24 protein-coding genes are annotated in these 18887 nt (G+C 46.0%); 3 read left to right on the top strand and 21 right to left on the bottom strand.

Going from position 1 to position 18887, the window contains the following annotated elements:
- Positions 1–444: 444 nt before the first annotated feature.
- Entirely contained in the window at positions 445–1149 is a 705-nt protein-coding gene (locus tag IV45_RS00025; protein ID WP_057739413.1) for a VTT domain-containing protein, read from the top strand.
- On the opposite strand, the gene IV45_RS00030 is transcribed toward IV45_RS00025, so the two are convergent.
- The 18 genes from IV45_RS00030 to IV45_RS00110 all read right to left on the bottom strand — a co-directional run bounded on the left by IV45_RS00030 (position 1142) and on the right by IV45_RS00110 (position 13445).
- Positions 1142–1771: a TIGR01906 family membrane protein gene (locus IV45_RS00030; protein ID WP_057739415.1), complete on the bottom strand. Its 630-nt coding sequence runs from the start codon at positions 1769–1771 to the stop codon at positions 1142–1144. The two genes, IV45_RS00025 and IV45_RS00030, sit on opposite strands and share 8 nt — an antisense overlap.
- Positions 1752–2537, bottom strand: coding sequence for a TIGR01457 family HAD-type hydrolase (locus IV45_RS00035; protein ID WP_057739416.1), 786 nt, complete (start codon positions 2535–2537; stop codon positions 1752–1754). Before IV45_RS00035 ends, IV45_RS00030 begins: the two co-directional genes overlap by 20 nt.
- A complete protein-coding gene (locus tag IV45_RS00040; protein ID WP_057739418.1) occupies positions 2534–3106 on the bottom strand; it encodes a YutD family protein in 573 nt (190 codons plus the stop codon). The genes IV45_RS00035 and IV45_RS00040 overlap by 4 nt, the downstream gene beginning before the upstream one ends.
- A complete protein-coding gene (locus IV45_RS00045; protein WP_057739420.1) occupies positions 3103–3732 on the bottom strand; it encodes a metallophosphoesterase in 630 nt (209 codons plus the stop codon). Before IV45_RS00045 ends, IV45_RS00040 begins: the two co-directional genes overlap by 4 nt.
- Positions 3733–3807: 75 nt before the next feature.
- Positions 3808–5007 carry an acetate/propionate family kinase gene (locus IV45_RS00050; protein WP_057739423.1) on the bottom strand — a complete coding sequence of 400 codons (1200 nt, stop codon included), beginning with the start codon at positions 5005–5007 and terminating at the stop codon, positions 3808–3810.
- 28 nt (positions 5008–5035) lie between these two features.
- Positions 5036–6052, bottom strand: coding sequence for a class I SAM-dependent methyltransferase (locus IV45_RS00055; protein ID WP_169790368.1), 1017 nt, complete (start codon positions 6050–6052; stop codon positions 5036–5038).
- Between the two features lie 108 nt (positions 6053–6160).
- Positions 6161–6328, bottom strand: coding sequence for a hypothetical protein (locus tag IV45_RS00060; protein WP_162257102.1), 168 nt, complete (start codon positions 6326–6328; stop codon positions 6161–6163).
- Entirely contained in the window at positions 6306–6806 is a 501-nt protein-coding gene (locus tag IV45_RS07835) for a hypothetical protein (protein ID WP_162257103.1), read from the bottom strand. The genes IV45_RS00060 and IV45_RS07835 overlap by 23 nt, the downstream gene beginning before the upstream one ends.
- The gene (locus IV45_RS00065) at positions 6794–7066 is read right to left on the bottom strand and encodes a hypothetical protein (RefSeq protein ID WP_057739427.1); all 273 of its coding nucleotides are present in this window, start codon (positions 7064–7066) and stop codon (positions 6794–6796) included. The genes IV45_RS07835 and IV45_RS00065 overlap by 13 nt, the downstream gene beginning before the upstream one ends.
- Positions 7038–7466 carry a prepilin-type N-terminal cleavage/methylation domain-containing protein gene (locus tag IV45_RS08070; RefSeq protein ID WP_057739429.1) on the bottom strand — a complete coding sequence of 143 codons (429 nt, stop codon included), beginning with the start codon at positions 7464–7466 and terminating at the stop codon, positions 7038–7040. Before IV45_RS08070 ends, IV45_RS00065 begins: the two co-directional genes overlap by 29 nt.
- Positions 7463–7774 carry a competence type IV pilus major pilin ComGC gene (comGC, locus tag IV45_RS00075; RefSeq protein WP_057739431.1) on the bottom strand — a complete coding sequence of 104 codons (312 nt, stop codon included), beginning with the start codon at positions 7772–7774 and terminating at the stop codon, positions 7463–7465. Before comGC ends, IV45_RS08070 begins: the two co-directional genes overlap by 4 nt.
- On the bottom strand, positions 7771–8835 hold the full coding sequence (locus IV45_RS00080) for a type II secretion system F family protein (protein WP_083487208.1): 1065 nt from the start codon (positions 8833–8835) through the stop codon (positions 7771–7773). The genes comGC and IV45_RS00080 overlap by 4 nt, the downstream gene beginning before the upstream one ends.
- Complete coding sequence (gene comGA, locus IV45_RS00085) at positions 8756–9724, bottom strand: competence type IV pilus ATPase ComGA (protein WP_235807639.1); 969 nt, start codon at positions 9722–9724, stop codon at positions 8756–8758. Before comGA ends, IV45_RS00080 begins: the two co-directional genes overlap by 80 nt.
- A 98-nt stretch (positions 9725–9822) precedes the next feature.
- Complete coding sequence (locus IV45_RS00090; RefSeq protein WP_057739435.1) at positions 9823–10563, bottom strand: YebC/PmpR family DNA-binding transcriptional regulator; 741 nt, start codon at positions 10561–10563, stop codon at positions 9823–9825.
- Positions 10564–10632: 69 nt separating this feature from the next.
- The gene (locus tag IV45_RS00095) at positions 10633–11457 is read right to left on the bottom strand and encodes a hypothetical protein (protein WP_057739437.1); all 825 of its coding nucleotides are present in this window, start codon (positions 11455–11457) and stop codon (positions 10633–10635) included.
- Between the two features lie 11 nt (positions 11458–11468).
- Positions 11469–12476, bottom strand: a complete 1008-nt coding sequence (ccpA, locus tag IV45_RS00100) for a catabolite control protein A (protein WP_057739439.1) — start codon at positions 12474–12476, stop codon at positions 11469–11471.
- A 169-nt stretch (positions 12477–12645) separates the two neighbouring features.
- On the bottom strand, positions 12646–13023 hold the full coding sequence (locus IV45_RS00105; RefSeq protein WP_057739441.1) for a hypothetical protein: 378 nt from the start codon (positions 13021–13023) through the stop codon (positions 12646–12648).
- Positions 13023–13445: a DUF948 domain-containing protein gene (locus IV45_RS00110; RefSeq protein WP_057739443.1), complete on the bottom strand. Its 423-nt coding sequence runs from the start codon at positions 13443–13445 to the stop codon at positions 13023–13025. The genes IV45_RS00105 and IV45_RS00110 overlap by 1 nt, the downstream gene beginning before the upstream one ends.
- Positions 13446–13574: 129 nt before the next feature.
- On the opposite strand from IV45_RS00110, the gene IV45_RS00115 reads away from it, so the two are divergent.
- The gene (locus IV45_RS00115) at positions 13575–14417 is read left to right on the top strand and encodes a mechanosensitive ion channel family protein (RefSeq protein ID WP_057739445.1); all 843 of its coding nucleotides are present in this window, start codon (positions 13575–13577) and stop codon (positions 14415–14417) included.
- A gap of 86 nt (positions 14418–14503) precedes the next feature.
- Here the strand turns inward: IV45_RS00115 and murI are convergent, their stop codons facing one another.
- Positions 14504–15304 (bottom strand): glutamate racemase, encoded by an 801-nt coding sequence (gene murI, locus IV45_RS00120; RefSeq protein WP_057739447.1) that lies wholly within the window; start codon positions 15302–15304, stop codon positions 14504–14506.
- A 135-nt stretch (positions 15305–15439) separates the two neighbouring features.
- On the opposite strand from murI, the gene IV45_RS00125 reads away from it, so the two are divergent.
- Positions 15440–15955 (top strand): YslB family protein, encoded by a 516-nt coding sequence (locus tag IV45_RS00125; RefSeq protein ID WP_057739449.1) that lies wholly within the window; start codon positions 15440–15442, stop codon positions 15953–15955.
- A gap of 139 nt (positions 15956–16094) precedes the next feature.
- Here the strand turns inward: IV45_RS00125 and trxA are convergent, their stop codons facing one another.
- Positions 16095–16409 (bottom strand): thioredoxin, encoded by a 315-nt coding sequence (gene trxA, locus IV45_RS00130; protein ID WP_057739451.1) that lies wholly within the window; start codon positions 16407–16409, stop codon positions 16095–16097.
- A gap of 88 nt (positions 16410–16497) precedes the next feature.
- Entirely contained in the window at positions 16498–18873 is a 2376-nt protein-coding gene (locus IV45_RS00135; RefSeq protein WP_057739452.1) for an endonuclease MutS2, read from the bottom strand.
- Between the last annotated feature and the right edge of the window lie 14 nt (positions 18874–18887).

Raw genomic sequence — 18887 nt, forward strand, 5'->3', positions numbered from 1 at the left:
AAGGACCCTACACATTTGATTCGTCGAAACTTTGTTCAGTTTTCAAAGGTCTACCCTGTCAATAGGCACTGCCTATCGGCAATTACTAATTATAATTAACTGACAAGTAGATGTCAATAGTTAATTTTAATTAGGAAGGAAGTTGAAGGGTGAAACGAACTGTTCCGCCGCAACAACGTTATAAAATATACCAGTGAACCAGAGCCTTTGTCAACAAGATTATCGGAACTTTTTGACAAATTATTTAAATGTGTACAAACATTCATATTTAACGCAGATTGTTCGTCTATTCCAGCTCATTTTCGTTTATCATCGATCAATAGTTCTAACGTTACAAAGGCGTCACAAATGATAATAGAATATTAAATTCAATAATTATGGTTCCTTTAATATGCAAGTGCTGGTAAAATCGTGCTGTTAATAATTGAATAAGGAGTTTAACAAATGTCATACCTAATTGACTTCGTTCTACATATAGATAGTCATTTAGTTCAAATCGTCAATACCTTTGGTGACTGGTCCTATCCCCTACTATTCTTAATCATCTTCATTGAAACGGGCGCAGTCATCATGCCTTTCTTGCCGGGGGATTCATTACTATTTGCGGCGGCTGCCTTAGCTGCTAACACAGAATACCATCTCAGCATATGGACTTTTATAACCACCTTCTTGCTAGCATGTGTCTTAGGTGATTCACTTAACTTCCTGATCGGTCACAAAATCGGCAAGACACTGTCTAACCACTCTTGGTTCGGGCGGCTGATTGATAAGCAAAGTCTAGAAAAAGCAGAACGCTTCTTTGAAAAGCATGGTGCAGTGGCAATTATCCTCGCACGGTTTATGCCAATTATTCGCACTTTTGCACCGTTCGCAGCTGCCGGGTCCGGGCTGCCTTACCGTCACTTCATCCGCTATAACCTGACAGGCTGCATTGCCTGGGTCTTCCTCTGCTGCGGTGCTGGCTTCTTCTTTGGCAACATCCCCTTTGTCAAAGAACACTTCTCGATGGTCGTCATTGGAATCATTGCTGTCAGTCTCATCCCAGCAATCGCCAGTGCAATCAAAGCAAAACTTGGTAGCCACAAAGAAAAAAGCCAATCCGTCAAACACGGACTGGCAATTAAGTCCCAAGATGAAGAGATCAATTAAGTAATTTAATGATCCTCCGCCAGCAGAGCGCAGAAGCCACAAGACTTAACACGCTCCAGCAAGCGAATAACTTAGCAAAAAAGCTAGGTGTTAAGAGCAAAATGATTGGGTCAGTACGACTTGAAAAGACCCAATATGAATTATTGAACAACAAATGATGCATCAGAATGAAGCTATCATTAAAGCTAAGATACAGCATCAAGCAGATAACCAATAATAAAGCTAATACACGTGGAAAAAGAACTGCCAGCCGCCATAGCTGGTAGTTCTTTTTTGCATAATGAATACCAAAACCACCCGTCAAGAAACTAATGAGCGTCAGGGCCTGCAATTCAACTACTAACCTTTTAACATCTACAAAGTGCAGGGCAGCATGCCTGCTCATCGGTAAAGTCTGAAAATGCAAACCGGCTGGCACCCACTGCAGGTAAGTCAGGACCCGTCGATAATCAGCCATGACCTGTGAACCGACATAGCCATGCCAAACATTCCCTACATGTAGAAATAACACGGATATGTTCAAGGTTAGAAAGAAGCTGATCCCGATACAAACGATGCAAACCGCACAGACGACCAAGAGCGCTAACAACCAGTTAACGACATCACTGAACCGACCACTCATCTAAACTCTCCACCGTGTAAGTTGGCTGCACTTTTTCACGCTTAACGTCAGCTGGCTTTGATAAACCGGTATAAACCAACAACGTGTCCATACCAACGTTGATCCCAGCCTCAATATCTGTATGATAATTGTCACCAACCATCAACACGTCATCAACGCTTAAATGACACTTCTGCAAAGCCATCTTCATGATCGTGGTTTGCGGTTTACCAACCATTAACGGCTTCTTTTGCGTTGCGTATTCCACTAGCTTAACTAACGAACCAGCCCCGGGAGTCATCCCTCGTTCATTAGGGAGGTTACTATCACCATTCGTGCCAATGAAACGCGCACCGGCTCTGATATCCAAAACCGCCTGCTCTAACTTGTGGTAGTTAGTATTGGTATCTAAGCCCACAACTACATAGTCTGGTTGTACTTCTTCATCATCATTGGTCAGCTCAAAGTGCTTGGCTTGCAGTGCCGCTGCCAAACCGCTTTCGCCGACTATGTACACTTTGCGGCGATCGCCTGCGATACCGTCCAAATAGTCTGCCGTCGCAAGCGCGCTAGTGTAGACATTATCAGCACTAACATGGATGTCATGATTATGAGCCAGGTTGTCCGCAACGAAGGATGGTTGACGGGTACTATTGTTGGTCACAAACAAAATCGTCTTATGTGCGGCTTGTAAGCGACGAATAAAACGCGCCGCTGCCGGAATCCGATCTTTCCCCTTATAGACCGTTCCATCTAAATCAATAAAATATCCTTGGTATTTCTTCATGATTCATCCTTAGTCTTAGTTGTCCTCTTTTTACGTAAAACAAAATTGCGCTTGTGCCCATGGCTGACTGATGTGACCTCTTGACCATGCCGTTGTTTGACTGGCGGTTGCGATAATTTTTCACGCCGCTCATGGAAAGGATGATGACGCCGCCGACCACGACTCGACTTATGGCGCCGGTTATTTTTATGGGCATTTTTGGGCACATGGACGTCCAAGTTTTGAATGACAAAATAGGCACAGCCAAAGTTGCACTCTTCATCAATATATTCTTGAATCGTGTCCACACCACGATCCGCCTGATATAGAGGATTGCTTTCATCATAAAAGCCCCGTAAACGAAGCTGGTCGTAGCCCCAATCACCGACAATATAATCAAATTTGGCTAAGATACTGCTGAACCGATCCGCCAATTTTTCCGGGTCAAAGGCATTGCGATAGTTATCCACTAGCTGGTAGTGGTGACGATTAACCAGAAAGTGCTCCTCATCTTGCATCGTCACATGATAGACACCCTTCCGTTCCTCGGTCCGTTGGTCAATGTTGTTTTGGATTTCTGAGCGATTCATTTCTTAGTTCCTTTCTTAGCCGCCTCTTGATCCAGCAATGCGGACTTCTTCTCTGCAATCTCTTTGACTTCACGTAGGAGAATCGGTGCGCCGAAAGCTGGTCGTTTATCCAACAGATCTAACTCAGGGGCGTCAATGCCAACGTTGATGTTAGTCTTCGTCGGTACCATATAGTGATGAATGTGACCATGCAAATTCCAGATCTGAGGGGCAATCCCCAGCATCATCGGATAATGGGTCATGTAAAGCTGATGGTGATCATACTTGATTAATTTGCCGACATCATGGAAGGCAAACTTAGGGTGGCCAGCGTACTCATAGTTATGGTTGGCTAAAAACTTGAACAAATCTCTACGATCATGATTGCCCTTAATCAAAATCAGCCGCCCATTCAGCTGCTGCAAAATATTGAAAACATGGGTATCCCCAATTTTCGGCGGTTTGGTGTAATCCACTGCAATATCGCCCAAATGATAAACAATATCTTTCTCCTGTACCCGGCTATTCCAATGATCAATGATGGCCTGATCCATTTCTTCGACAGTATCGAACGGCCGCGGTGCAAAATTGTCGATCCCTAATAAATGCTCGTCAAGAAAATGAGTATCTGCAACTACAAATTGCATTGAATTCACCTCCTAGCAAAAAAGGGTGACAGACACAATATGCCTACTCACCCTTTCCTAAAAATAATTGTGAAGTTACTTGGCTTGCTTCTTTAAGCGTTCAATGTCGCGAACGATCATTAACTCTTCGTTAGTTGGAATCAGCAGTACCTTAACCTTGGAATCTGGAGTAGAAATAACGCGTTCCTCACCCCGGACATTGTTCTTGTCATGATCAATCTTAACGCCGAAGAAGCTCAGGCGACTGGCAACCTTTTCACGGAAGCTCATGTCGTTTTCACCAACACCGGCAGTGAAGGCAATGGCATCGACACCATCCATTTCGGCAACGTAGGAACCAATGTACTTAACGACGCTGTTAACGTCCTTGTCGATGGCCAATTGGGCACGTTGGTTACCTTCCTTAGCAGCCTTTTCAACGTCACGCATATCGCTGGAAACACCAGAAATACCCAGCAAACCAGACTTATGGTTCAAGATGTCGATCATTTCATCGCTAGAAATGTCCAACTTGTGTTCCATGAAGTTAACCAAGGATGGGTCAACGTCACCTGAACGCGTAGCCATCGTAATTCCGGCCAGCGGTGAGAAGCCCATGGACGTATCAAATGACTTACCACCCTTAATGGCAGTAATTGAAGCACCAGCACCCAAGTGGCAGGTGATCAGCTTCAAGTCTGATAATGGCTTGTTCAACATCTTGGCAGCCCGGCCGGCTACGTAACGGTGACTGGTACCGTGAGCACCGTACTTACGGGCACCATACTTTTCATACCATTCATATGGCACACTGTACAGAGCGTTCATCTTTGGCATGTCGGCGTGGAAGGAAGTATCGAAGACGGCAACGGCGAATGCGTCTGGCAGAACCTTCTTGAATGCCTTGATGCCCTCTAATTCAGCTGGGTTATGCAGTGGGGCGTATTCAGCCAGTTCACCGATCTTCTTCATTACGTCGTCATCAATGACTGCGGAATCCTTGAAGAATTCACCACCAGCAACGACACGGTGACCAACAGCCGTAATTTCGTTGTAGTCCTGAACGATCTTTAAGTTGATTAATTGATCCAGCAGGTATGAAACAGCTTCCCCATGGTTCTTGAATGGACGGTTGTCTTCATGAACCTGGTTATCACCATATTCAATCTTGGCGTGTCCCTGCTTTAAACCGATCCGTTCGATCAGCCCTTCAGCGACAACTTTTTCACTCGGCATATCGAATAACTTAAATTTAACCGTTGAACTACCCGCATTAACTGCAATTGTCTTTGACATATTAAATGACTCCTTAATTACTATTACTTTATCTAATATTCATTTTAACCCATTGGTCAACCTCAGCAACGAACTTTTGCATTGCTGGCTTGTTTTTCAGCGATGGGAAGGTACCTAACAACACCTTTTTGGCCTGCTTAGCACTACCACCCTGCCGCTGCAGAATCAGCACCGACTTTTGCGCCGCCTGATTAGCAAACAATTCCTGTGGCAAGTTGATCAGCCCTTGCAGATGGGCAACCGATTGGATCCATTCAACAAAGGATTTGGATTCTTTGGTCTGAAACAGGTTACTAGGAATGAGGAAGAAGCCCCAGCCACCTGGTGTTAGGTAATTCATTGACTGTTCAATCAGCAAGTGATGAACATAGGAATGACCCTTCTTAGCTCTGGTTCGGTAGTTAACCGTATTCTGGTCCAGCGGGTAATAGCCAATTGGCAAATCGGCAACCGCCAGATCACAAGTCGGGATATCCAGTGCCTGAATGGCATCTTGATGGTAAAGGTGAACCGGCAGCTTTTGCAGAGCAGAACTGACACTGGCTACAGCTAACATTGAGTCGTCGTTATCAATTCCATAAGCTTCAACTGGTTGCTTGATAACGGCTTTCAGATGGTTCATCACACACGTCAATAGGTTGGCCGTTCCAACCGTCAAGTCAAAGATACGATAAGGATGATCCAACTTCACAATCTGTTCGATCAAGTAGGCAATAATCATGCCGATCGTATCAGGCGTCATTTGGTGATTGGCCTGAATGGCATCCTTACGAATCACCTTTAACAAGGACAGTTGTAACAGCCGTCGAATGGTTTCCGCATCCTGATCATCGATATCTAACGACTTGTAAATATCAGTCAGTTGTTTGACCGCGGCAGCTTTTGGTATGTCATTCTCGACCCGCACCTTGCCATGATCTTCCAAATTCTCAGCGTTTTCCAGCAATGCGTCCAAGTAAGAAGATCTTAACTCAGACTGCATAATTTCGGTGCCTTTATCAAACTGCTTGAATAAATCCCCTGCACTTTGTTTGGCCAGGATCATCGCTCCCTTTCAATGTTCTTAACAATAAAAGTTTACTAACTTTAAAGGGCAAATTCAAGCAAGTTAAAGGGTCAAAAACGAACGTGTCATCAATTTTAACAGTTAATTTTAGTTTCTGGATGTTGCAGTTTGTTCACTCTGCTTTGGTGGTTGTTGGCCCTGATTATCTGCTTGCATCCGCTTTTGGGCCTGTTTCAAAAAGCAACTAACTAGTTGGTGGTCGACTTGACGCTGGATGGCTAAGTAATGGTAATTAATGACGATGATGCCCGTCATGATGCTCATCAACATAATGGCTATCAACATGACGTTGCCTGGTTTTCTGTGAAAAGCAAATGTTGGCATATTGCTTTTGACCGTCTTTAGTTTGTGCACTGACTTCCACCCTCCTCTGATCAAGTTGCTTCATTTGTAAAGTATGTGGTTGATAATCGGTTAATACTGGCAGGTAGCCACCCTTGGGCCCTCTCAGATAAATGGTTTGGTTCTCGCATAGCCAGTAAGTCTTATCATTATGACCGCTTTTTAATACTAAGTGGCTACCTTCCATTTTCTGCAAGGAAAACTGATGCTTGCTGCTCTCCAATTCCGTAACAAACAGGTACCAATTCGCACAGGACGATAATTCCATGGGCCGCAGCCGCTGACTGGTTTGAACTACCAATTGAATGATCACGCTAGTGCCTAATAACACGACCAAACTGATGACCGCCTCCACCAGAGTGAAACCCTCAGTTCGACCTACTTTATGCATAATTGCATCACCACACGCCCATCTTTGGTTACAGCGACTTGAGAACGACCGTGACTAACCGTCATTTCCCCAGACCTAAAAGTCCCATAATGGGGATCATCAACCGCTTCTTTTATCAACCGGGCAGCAACTAGTTGCTCATCCATCGATCGTTTCTGCCGCATCAATGCCTGGTAATTAATGGCAAAAAAAGCGATGGCAACGGTAATAATCGTCGCTGCCAGTAACTGGTTAGCTAGAATAAAGCCCGCCCTTTTCAATTCGATAGCCTCCCCACGCCATTTGGACCCGCATGTAATACACATGGTGATCAAGTTCACTGCAAAATTCCCAAGTACAAGGCCGGACGTATCCATCCGCATGCATTGTCAGATCAGTATGGTCACGCACCTTCAACTTCTTCGGTAGGTTCAAGCAATGGTGATAATGTTCATTATCAAAATGAATGCGATCATTGAGGAAACTAATCTGGGTTGCTTCATGATGGTCCTTAGCATTGCTTTGTGTCAGCTGCCACTCGGATTTTAGGCGTCGAAAGAATTGATCTTGCCGGAATTGGTCCCAATTATGCGTAAAATGTGGCCAGCTGATGGTGAAACTGATAGTAATTAAGAGGAGCACCAGCATTGATTCGAGTAAAGTAAAACCGGCTCTTTTCATCTGCGGAGAGCCTTTCCGTGACTCAAGACAATCTGCTCTCGACGCGCCCGGGCCAGTTGTGCTCCCGTCAAGTAGTCATTGGCTCTTAGTTGCGACAGGCTGTTAGCTTCATGGCCGGTTTCGTTCTCAAACAACTCCGCCTGCGTTTGTACCACGTTGACCATCGCATCTTGATGGACCGATATCGCATTGTGGCGCTGCTTACTGATATTGGGTAAGATAATCAAGATTAACAGGCTGATGATAAATAAGACAATTGACATCTCTAATAACGTGAACGCCGACCGCTTTTTCTTAATGAAATTCATTGTATGACCCCCTGCATCGAATGGTAGATTGGCAGCAGAATACTCAAGTACAGTCCAAGAACAATGAGAGCGATGAGGCCCAGCATCACCGGCGTAATCATTGTTAGCCAATGCTCAGTTAGCCGAATTAAATGCTTAAACTTCATCTGACTCAGGACCTGCAAGCGTTTGGCCAAATCATCGTTGGTCAATCCACACTTGACAAGCAAACTTAATTCTGCTGGTAAACAGCGATATTTTTTAACCATCAAATTGAAATCATAGTCGTGTTGTTCATACACAATTGCCAATTGGTGCAACAATGCATTGGTTTGAAACTCCTTAACATAGGCCACCATTTTTTGCTCTGAGATTCCTTGTTGAACTAAAAGGGCTAAATTACTGCATAGGTAATAAGCATAGTAATCACAAAAGCCCCGCCCGATTATTGGTAACCGACATAAGTATTCGACTTGCCCAATCCGTGATTGGTGATAAAAACGATCAAGCCGATACATAAGAAGCAACAAGCTTACACCTAATAGGCCACCGAGGCATTGCTTCAAGATGGGCCAATAAGGAAGCGTCCAAGTGGATTGTAACGATTGCATCTCTGGGATCAGCCAGCCCTTCATAGCCGCGGCAATCATCAAAAGCATTGCTAATAAGATCAGCGGATATTCCATCAATCCATGCATTTTTTGTTTTTGGCGTTGGTAAAGACTGCGAAAATCGCTAATGCTTTTCAGTGTATTCAGAAGCGCACCATGTTGCTCAGCTAATAATAACGAATAGAAGGTATCAATTTTTACTAGTGGCTTCATTGCTTGGGCAAACGACAAACCATTGGCTAGGCGTTGATCGATTTGCTTAACAAAGGGCTGCATCTTGGGTAAGAGAATCGCAGAAAAACGCACTGCCTGTTTTAAGGAGAAACCGACCGTTAGCAATTCATACAAAAGCTGAAACCATTGACCCTGGACCAGTGACAATGCTTGGTGTTTATGCCTGCAAGCGGGCGCCTTCTTCTTGCGGGATCTTACGGGTAGCCACCGCCTGTTTAACCAACTGTTGCCAATCATCACTAACGCCTCCCACCTGGCCTTTAGCCAAATCTGCTCGTAATCGCTCCCCACTAAGCTGGTCCATCAAAACTGCCTGCTTTCCGGAACAGGTCCGCGCCAATCGTTGATAACACACACCGGTGATGGCTTGCTGCAGCTGATCTGCTGGAATTCCCAATTGACGCAGCCGCATTATCACACCCACAGCACTTTGCGCATGGACGGTCGCCAAAACTAGGTGGCCGCTGAGTGCTGCTTGGACCGTGATTTGAGCGGTCTTCTGGTCCCGAATTTCTCCAATGATAAACACCCCAGGTCGATGTCGTAGTCCCAACCGCAATAAATCTTGATAACTCATCCCCGCGAGCTCATTGACTTGCAATTGGATAAAGTTGGGTTGGTAAATTTCCACTGGGTCTTCAATCGTCAGAACGACCTCTTTTTGGCTAAACTGACTTGCCAGGCGATACATCGTAGTGGTTTTGCCTGATCCCATCGGTCCCGAAAATAAAATCAAGCCTCTTTTGTGAGTCATCTTAATGAGATTGGCCCATTGTTTAGGGAACAACAGCTGATAATTTTCGTCTAACGGGTAGATGATGCGGATGACCAATGTCTCTTGGCCTCTAAAATCGCCCACCGTTGAGATGCGCAAATCAATTCCATTGTGATAACGTAAACCGCCTGCCTGTGGCCGTCGGTGTTCCGAGACAGCCATATCGGCATGGTACTTGAAATACGTGATTATCTGGCAGGCACTGGCCGGGCTGAAAAGATGGTCCTTGCTAAGGCAAGCATCATGCAATGTTAATAAACGATAATGATCACCTTGTGGAATTAGATAAATATCTGACACCCGTTCTTGAATCCAGCGGTCCATCAATGTCCAAATTGTTTTTTCGTCCACTGTTAATCCCCTCCATAATCTAGAGACGGCAAACAGTGAAAAATGCATTAAAAAAAGAGCTACGATTTCTCGTAGCTCTTTTGGGTGATGATTAATAACTAATCTTCGTCGTCGGATTCAACATAACCGGCTTCGTAAATGTCAGAAACATCATCGTTGTTTTGTAATTCGTTAATCAAGTGTTCGTATTGACCAACCTTGTCATCTGGAACCTTGGTCTTGTTTTCTGGAATCATGGTAACTTCGGCAGTATCCAGATCGTAACCCTTCTTCTGCAAAGCATCACGAGCAGACGTCAAAGCACTTGGGTCAGTGAAGATTTGGAACTTTTCGTCAGTGGCTTTCATGTCGTCAGCACCGGCATCCAAAGCATCCATCAACATGTCGTCTTCGCTCTTGTCCAAGCCGTCACGAAGGATTTCGATCAAGCCCAGGCGCTTGAATAAGTACGAAACAGAACCGCTAGCACCTAATGAACCGCCAGAATGAGTAAATGCGGAACGTACAGCGGCTGCCGTCCGGTTCTTGTTATCAGTCAGGCATAATACCATAACTGCGACACCACCAGGACCGTAACCTTCATAAGTGGTTTCTTCAAAGTGAGCGCCACCAGCACCCGTAGCCTTATCGATAGCCCGTTGGACATTTTGCTTAGGCATGTTAGCAGCCCGCGCCTTTTCCATTACCAACCGAAGTTGAGGGTTATTGTCGGGATCAGGGTCACCTGCTTTAGCGGCTTGGTACAAGTCACGTGAAATTTTTTGGAAAATCTTACCACGCTTGGCATCTTGAGCGTTTTTACGCCCTTGAATGTTATGCCATTTTGAGTGTCCTGACATTAGCTAACTCCTCTTTTCTATATATAGTTAAAACAAACAAATTGATTTTACCAAATAACCATGCTAGGTTCAAGCTCTTCGTCTTCTGCGGAGCAAAGACATTACTAACAGCACCAGTCCAATGGTGACCACACCAGCAGTTAGCCAATAGCCCTGCTGCAAAATATCGTTCACAATCGGCGTTGCCAACGAGTTCATCGTGACATCCGTGCTGATCACTTCATGGATTAATGGTTTTAAGAAATTCAAAAATAATGCAAATAAGCCACCACTAATCAACGTAATCCACCGAAAATCACGCAACAGAGTATGGGTGAACAGGTCATACAAGACCACCATGAACACCAAAGCCACACTGATAATCAGGCCCACGATCACAAGGGTCCGCATCAGCTTAATCCGGCTTTCAAACTGATTGACCGCGGGTGTATTAATCTTGCTGTTGATGATATTGGTGACCGCGCTATTGACACTGTCGGTCAGGGATCCGCTCACACTGCCAGATACACCGTAATTACTGAGTGTATTTGTCGTGTTGTCTTCCAGATTATTCAGAATGTCTGATAAATCCAGTTTGATTGGGCGACCCTCGTAGACCTGCTTAACCGCTGTCTGCAGCAATTCATTGGTCTGCTTCTTGCTAATAGCCTCACCTTCAACCCCGAATTGGGACAGGTTAGAGTTAATCTGCGACTGAATCTCTCCACCAACCGCCGATTGCGTAATTTCATCGGCAACAAACTTCTCATTCAATACTGTGGTGTTCAGCAATAGGCAAAACATCATGACCAGCATTGATAAGATACCAACCAAAGTACTCGACCAGTGCCGCCGTGGCGCCGGTTTAGATACCTGTGGTTGAGCCTGTTTTCGTAATGACTCCCTTGAAATCAAGTGGTCCCCTCCTAGCGAGTTGACTGTCTCTCTTCAAAGCCGTGCTGCAAAATAACTGGCTGCTTTTCCTCATCATCGTTATCGTTAGACATTAATTTAGTTAACAAACGCATTGCCACGGCACCGACATCGTACAGGGGCTGGGTAATGCTAGTCAACGTTGGCCGGGTGATGGTGGCCAGCTTAGTGTCGTTACCCGTGATGATTTCGAAATCTTCTGGAACCTTAACGTTACTGTCGGTCAAACCGTTCAGCAAACCAGCAGCACTGCTATCGTCACTGACAAAAGCAGCGGTAATTCCCTTCTTAACCATCTGCTTAGCCAGCTTGTAACCATTCTCGTATGAATCATCAGCTTCGAAGACCAATGAATCATTAAACTTAACGTGCGCCTGCTTCAAAGCGGCCTTGTAACCAGGAATCCGGTTAAACTTGTTGATTGTCGTTTCCCGGCTACCAATCAGCAAAGCAACTTTCTTATTGCCATGCTTCAACAAGAACGAAACGGCTTCCTTAGTGGCTTGTTCGTAGTCGATCCGCACACTCGGAATATTCTTGTCGTTAGTGAGTGACCCAGCGACGACAACAGGAACAGTTGCCTTGCTGAATTCAGCCTGCAGTTGGTCTTCGATGTCGTGACCCATGAAGATCACCCCGTCGACCTGCTTTGCAAACAGGTTCTGAACGACTTTAATGGCACTGCTGCCATCAGCATCGGAGTTGGTCAGAATCATGTTGTACTTGTACATCGTCGCAATATCATCGATCCCCAATGCTAATTCAGCAAAGTAGTCGTTGGTGATATCCGGAATAACCACCCCGATGGTCGTCGTCTTCTTGCTGGCCAAACCACGGGCAACCGCATTCGGACGATAATTCAACTTCTTGATTACGGCTAACACTTTGTCACGGGTCTCAGGCTTAACGTTTTGATTGCCGTTAACCACCCGTGATACCGTCGCCATGGATACATTTGCTTCACGGGCGACTGTGTAGATGGTAACTGATTGTTTTTCCATTTTTTACAAGCCCTTTCTTTGTTGATTTGGTTTGTTTTCATTGAATTTTCAGATCATAGGATAACAGAATAATTAACTAAATTCAATGTCAACGACTTTATACAAAAAAGCTGGTCAATATCAGCAATCTGCTAACGTTGATCAGCTTGGTTTTAAGCTTGTTTGAAAGTTATTTAGCGGTCTTGTCAATGATGATATCGTCATCGTCATTGTTGTCTTCTTGCTGTGACTTCAATTCTTCACGCAGGTCCGCAGTTTGTTCATCAAAGTCGTCACTCATGAAATGGTTGGCCACTTCATCACCCTTGTCCTTGACTTTTTCCGACCATTCGTTGGCCTTAGCCGTCATTTCGGGATGATCGGCTAACCATTCATCGAAGACATCCAGGAATTCAAGGGCATATTCGGTACTCTTGTCCAGTGCAAGGTTTTGTTTTTCTTGAATCCAATCTTTGACTGCTTTTTGCTGCGTTTCATCCATCATTCGCCATGCAGCGGCAGCACTCAAACCGCCAAATAATACTCCGGTTAAGAATTTACTTGCCATTACTTATCTTCCTTTCTTGCATTTCTTTTATTGTGCAAATGGCTGGCCATCATAAATGCCATTTTTCCCACACTGCCGATTAACTTGGATGAACGGCTGGCAGAGTGGTTAGTGATTTTATCCACGAACTGCCGTGATGCTTCGTTAACATCACTCACACTCTGTCCAACATCCGCGACCGCTTGAATTGCTGGATCAAGTTTATCCGCCTTATCGTTTACGTCTTCCAGCAACTGGTTGGTATTCCCTAAAACGTCCTCAAGTTCTTTGCTGATACTATCGGCATCCTCCGTCAGCTTGCTCAATTGATCAACGGTTTGGTTCAAACTCTTAACGGTTTTTGATAAGAACCAGCCAATCCAGATTACCAAGACAGCAAATGCGATGGCTGCAATTAAGGCCGCAATTTCACCAATGGTCATTATGAATCCTCCTCAAGTGGTTTTCTCAAACCATATCACGAAAACCGCCCTGCTTCAAATTAGGCGGGCTTTTTGATATGATATTTTATATTAATTCCAGTAGTCAAAGTATGGTAGGAGTGTTTACTTATGAATACACAGATCACTCAATACAGTCAACATTTGCAACGGCGACTTGCCCACCTTAATTGGGACCATATTGGGGATAATCTGTTACAACGATTTTCAACCATCATCTTAGCCACCGTTATATTTGCGGTCATTCTTTGGCTGGGCAAATGGCTGATCAATTCATTTTTCAAGCGTACCAGCAAAATTGAATTTATGGGCGGCTTTCACCGGGCAGCAACGTTTCGCGCGTTAACCCTCAATATCTTCCGCTACACAACCTACTTCTGCTACCTGTATGCCATTTTATCACTAATTGGTGTGCCAATTGGGACTTTAATCGCCGGTGCCGGGATCCTCAGTATTGCGGTTGGTCTTGGGGCACAAAGCTTTGTTAGCGACGTGGTCAATGGCTTCTTCATTTTGCTCGAACAACAATTTGATGTCGGTGATGAGGTCGATTTAGACAATATCCACGGCAAGGTTGTAGGTATTGGGATGCGAACAACCCGCGTCTTAAGCAGCGACGGCACCGTCACCTTCATCCCCAACCGGACAATCACGGTGGTTAAAAACTTTTCCCGTCATGATCATTCAACCAACATTGACTTGCAAATCACTGCCGATGCGCCGATTGAGCAAATCAACCAGCTAGTTGCGCAGGAAAATGATCAGTTTATGGATGAACACGCCAACTTAATCGATGGCAAACCGACTATCGTAGGACCAATCAGTGCTAACGGGCAGTTAGTCTTCCGTGTGGTTGTCACCTCCAAAAAGGACTCATCCGCTAACATCCACGCCATGTTACTATCCCGTTACTTAAAGGCACTCTCTGAAGCAAAGATTGAATTAGCCAAATAAATATCAACGACTTAAAAATGGGTCCCAACGCATATCAACCATGCGCTGGGACCCTTGTTTTTTTCGATTATGTAGCACGTTTTTGATTATTCATCCAGGTCTAAGTGGTCGCAGTGATAATCAGAACCTGCCAGCCACTTATCGGCACCCGTGATTAAATCGTTCACGTTGCCAGTACTGTATAGTTTAAAGCTTGGCTGAGCATTTTCATTGAGCTGATCATGCTGATTCAACCAATCATGGGCCTCACGAACAGTTTCCAAAGCCGGATCAACCAAGGTTACCTGCGTTCCTAAGCATTGCTTGATTTCTTTCTGCAGGAACGGAAAATGCGTGCAGCCCAGGACCAAAACATCGACTGGGTTGTCTTTATATTCGGCCAATTGCTGGTCAACCAGTTCTTGTGCTTTTGGCGTCCCGACTTCATCATGTTCAACCACTGAAACCAGGGGCTGGGTAGCCTTTGCTACGACCGTCACATCCGGATTCAATGACTTGATGGTTTTGACGTAAGCACCGGTCTTGGTGGTGCCTTCAGTGGCAATGACGCCAATCCGGCCGTGACGCGGTTGGGCAACAGCCGTCTTGGCACCTGGTTGGATCACCCCAATCACTGGAATCGGCAGTTCCTTCTGCAAGGCGGTCAAGGCCGCTGCAGTCGCGGTATTGCAAGCGATAATCATCATCTTGACGTCGTGCTCCATCAAGAAGTGGCCAATGTGCAAGGCTAATGTCTGCACTTGCGCCTGGGTCTTAGTACCGTACGGAAAATGACCTTCGTCACCAACAAAAATAATTGATTCGTGAGGCATCTGTTTTTGCAACACACGGACAACTGACAGTCCGCCTAACCCAGAGTCCATCACACCAATCGGTCGTTTATCCATTTTATTAACTCCTTTGGTCTTTTCTTAAACACCTATTATCCATTTTAACGCGTTCTTTTTCAAGAAATAGAAGGTCAAACGGACGACTTTTCGCTATAATATTAATGATTGTTATTTACAGAAAGGACTTATCATATGTCTCAAGAACGATATGACCAGCTAATCAACAGCAAGCGGGGCTTAATTGCCGGCACCATGCGTGATGTTTTGTTACCAGCAATCTTAGGTGACGAAACTGATGGCATCTTGTATTGGATTGGCAAGGATCTGGCCCGTCAATACCCGGTTGCCAGTGATGAAGACCTCGTCACCATTTTTGCCCAGTTAGGAATGGGTGACTTGAAGCTGGTAAAAAAGTCTGATACCCAACACATCTTTCAGCTTTCCGGACCCATTGTTGAAGAACGGATCGCTATCCAGAAGGAACACACCTCCTTCACCCTGGAGGCCGGTTTCCTGGCTCAAGAACTCGAATTTCGTCTGCAGACGGTCACTGAAGCCGAAGTCTCAGAACGGCGGCGCAAATTCGTCCAAATCTTGGCCCAAAACGACCCACAGGAACTGACTGACAACGAAGGCAGCGAGATGATCAAATTCATCCACCTGCACCGTCCAGGAGAATCAAAGGACAACAAAGACAAGAGTAAATAATTTTGGTCCAAGCATCACTTTAGGGCTTCACATGCTCCCTCATTAGTGAACAAGTTAATAAGACAACAACGGCCTCCAACGTCTATGCTGGAGGCCGTGTTTCGTTATCTGGGCGTGACTATCCTGTCACACCTCATTTTTACAGGTACTGTTCCAAAGTTTGTTGCAACTGTTCTTTAGAGTGGTAACCAATGATTTGATCAACCACTTGACCGTCTTTCTTGATCATCAGCGTCGGAATGCTCATGATCCGGAACTTCTTGGCCGTGTCTGGGTTCTGGTCAACGTCTAACTTGTAGAAGTTAACCTTCCCAGCCATGCTTTCTGACAAAGCGTCAACTACTGGTGATTGCATCTTGCAGGGACCACACCAAGTTGCCCAAAAATCAATCAAACTGAGGCCTTGTGCCGTGTCTTTTTCGAAAGTCGCATCAGTAGTCACGTTAACTGCCATAATCATTACCTCCTAATTTGTTACCTTGTGACTTAATTTTATCAAAAGCGGGGTAAAAGGCAATCTTTTTGCTTACTAATTGTAAGAATTATTCAAAGTGCACGATGGTCGCGCCGTCACCACCGTTATTTGGTGATGCATACTCAAATGACTTGACCCGTGGATTGCTCTGTAAGTATTGCTGCGTCCCCTTGCGGATGGCACCCGTCCCTTTACCGTGGATGATGGTGACACTCGGCAGGTTGTTTAACAAGGCATGGTCAATGAAATCAGACAGGTTGGCCATGGCTGGCGCGTAACGTTGCCCACGCAAGTCCAGACGAGCGGAAGTATGTCTGGTTTGAATTGTGCGTGACCGGGTCGGCTTCATTGGCTTTTGTTTCTGAGACCGGGCCAGTTCCTTTGCGGAAATCTTCTCCAGGTCGTCACTATCGATTTCCATCTTTAAGATGCCCAGTTGGACTTCCCACTTGTGCTTGCCACGTTTAGCAATCAGCGTCCCCTCTTGGCCATAGGATTTAACCTTGACAGCATCACCGACTTTGAGCTGGTGTTTAGCCTTTGCACGACGCAAGACCGAATTATGACGCAGCGGGCTGTCCTGATGCAGAGCGTTTAATTGACCCTGGGCATCAATCAACTCGTTCTCCTTGATCTGCTTACCCTGTGCAACCTCCATCTGGCGCAGATGATGAATGATCTGATTGGCTTTGCGCTTGGCAACCGAAACCTCATGATTGGCCTTGGAACGTGCTTGGTCAAAGAGGTGGTCACGATTTTCGTTAAAGCGGTTCAGTTGGCGATCCAGGTCGGCCTGTTTGCTCTCATTATCCGCCAAGAGTTTCTGCAGGTGTTCGTTGCGTTCGCGCGCCTGTTTGCGTTGTTCAACCAAATCACCAATCATGGCATTCAGTTCCTGACTGTCGTCTTTGATCAATGACTTGGCATCGTCAATGACTTGCTCCTTAATGCCCAGTCGTTTGGCGATGGCAATCCCATTCGACTGGCCAGGGATGCCTAACAGAAGCTTGTAGGTTGGCCGCAAAGTCTGCGCGTCAAATTCCATGCTGGCGTTAATGGTGTGGTGATGCTCAAAACCATACACCTTCAGTTCCGGATAGTGGGTCGTGATGACGACCTCGGCCTGACGCCGGTTGAGCTCGTTCAGAATGGCCATGGCCAAGGCGGCCCCTTCCTTAGGATCCGTCCCGGCACCAAGTTCATCCAGCAAAACTAACGAATGACTGGTAACCTTCTCCAGAATGTGCTTGACGTTTTCCATGTGGCCCGAGAAGGTCGACAAGTTTTGTTCCAAAGACTGTTCATCACCAATATCCGCGAAGACGTTGTCAAAGACGCTGATTGTTGAGCCATCGTAGGCTGGGATGAAGAGCCCTGATTGTCCCATTAGCTGCAAGAGGCCCAGCGTCTTCAAGGTAATCGTCTTACCACCGGTGTTCGGCCCAGTGATGATGATGGTCCGGTAATCCTTGCCTAACCGGATATCGTTGGCCACCACCTTCTCCTGGTCAATCAACGGATGGCGGGCCTGTCGCAGGTTGACAATCCCCTTGTCGTTGACGGTTGGTAATTCAGCGTCCATTGTCTGAGCCAGGCAGGCCTTCGCGTTAATCAGGTCAAGGTGGCCCAAGACCCGCTCATTTTCGCGAATATCATGGCGATAAGGGCGCAAAAGATCGGACAAGTTGGCCAAGACTTTGCGAACTTCCTGCTTTTCCTCAATCTGCAATTGCCGCAACTCGTTGTTCATTTCCACGATGTTGGCCGGTTCCAGGTAATAGGTCTGGCCGCTGGCACTCTGGTCATGGACCACCCCACCAAACTTGCGCCGATAACGTGCCTGCACCGGAATCACGTAGCGGTCGTTACGCATTGTGACAATCGGTTCACTCAGGTATTTGGCGTTGCGGCCCCGCGTATAACTATTGAGGCTGTCCTTGATCCGTCCCTCTGTGGCTTCAATTTGTTCCCGCAGATGGTGCAGTCGGGCTGATGCCTCGTCCTTGACCCGGCCGTCCGGATCGATGGACTGCTGCAGCTTTTTGGTTACTGCCGGGATGGTCACCAACTGGGCTTCAATGGCATACAAGCGTCTTAACTCGACCTCATCTTCTTGCAGGTGGTCGAAAAAGTTGTGCATGGCCATGGCAGTCGTTAGGACCTTGCTGATCTGGGCCAGCTCCGTCCCGTTAAGGTTGGCATGAATCCGCAGGCGCTTCAATTGTGGCTGGATGTCAGTCAATTCTGGTAGCGGCATCGACTGATTCAAGCGCAAAATGTCCGCCCCGTCCGTGGTCTCTGCCAGCATGTCACGAATCGTTTGCAGGTCACTCTGCGGGCGTAACTGCTTCAGTTCAACTAAACCGGCTGCTGAAGTCAGGTAGTGAGCAAGCCGCTGTTTGATCTGACCAAATTCTAGGGTCGTTAAAATCTTGTCGTTCATTTAATGGTTTACCT

The sequence above is a fragment of the Limosilactobacillus secaliphilus genome (genome assembly GCF_001437055.1).
GTDB lineage: Bacteria > Bacillota > Bacilli > Lactobacillales > Lactobacillaceae > Limosilactobacillus > Limosilactobacillus secaliphilus.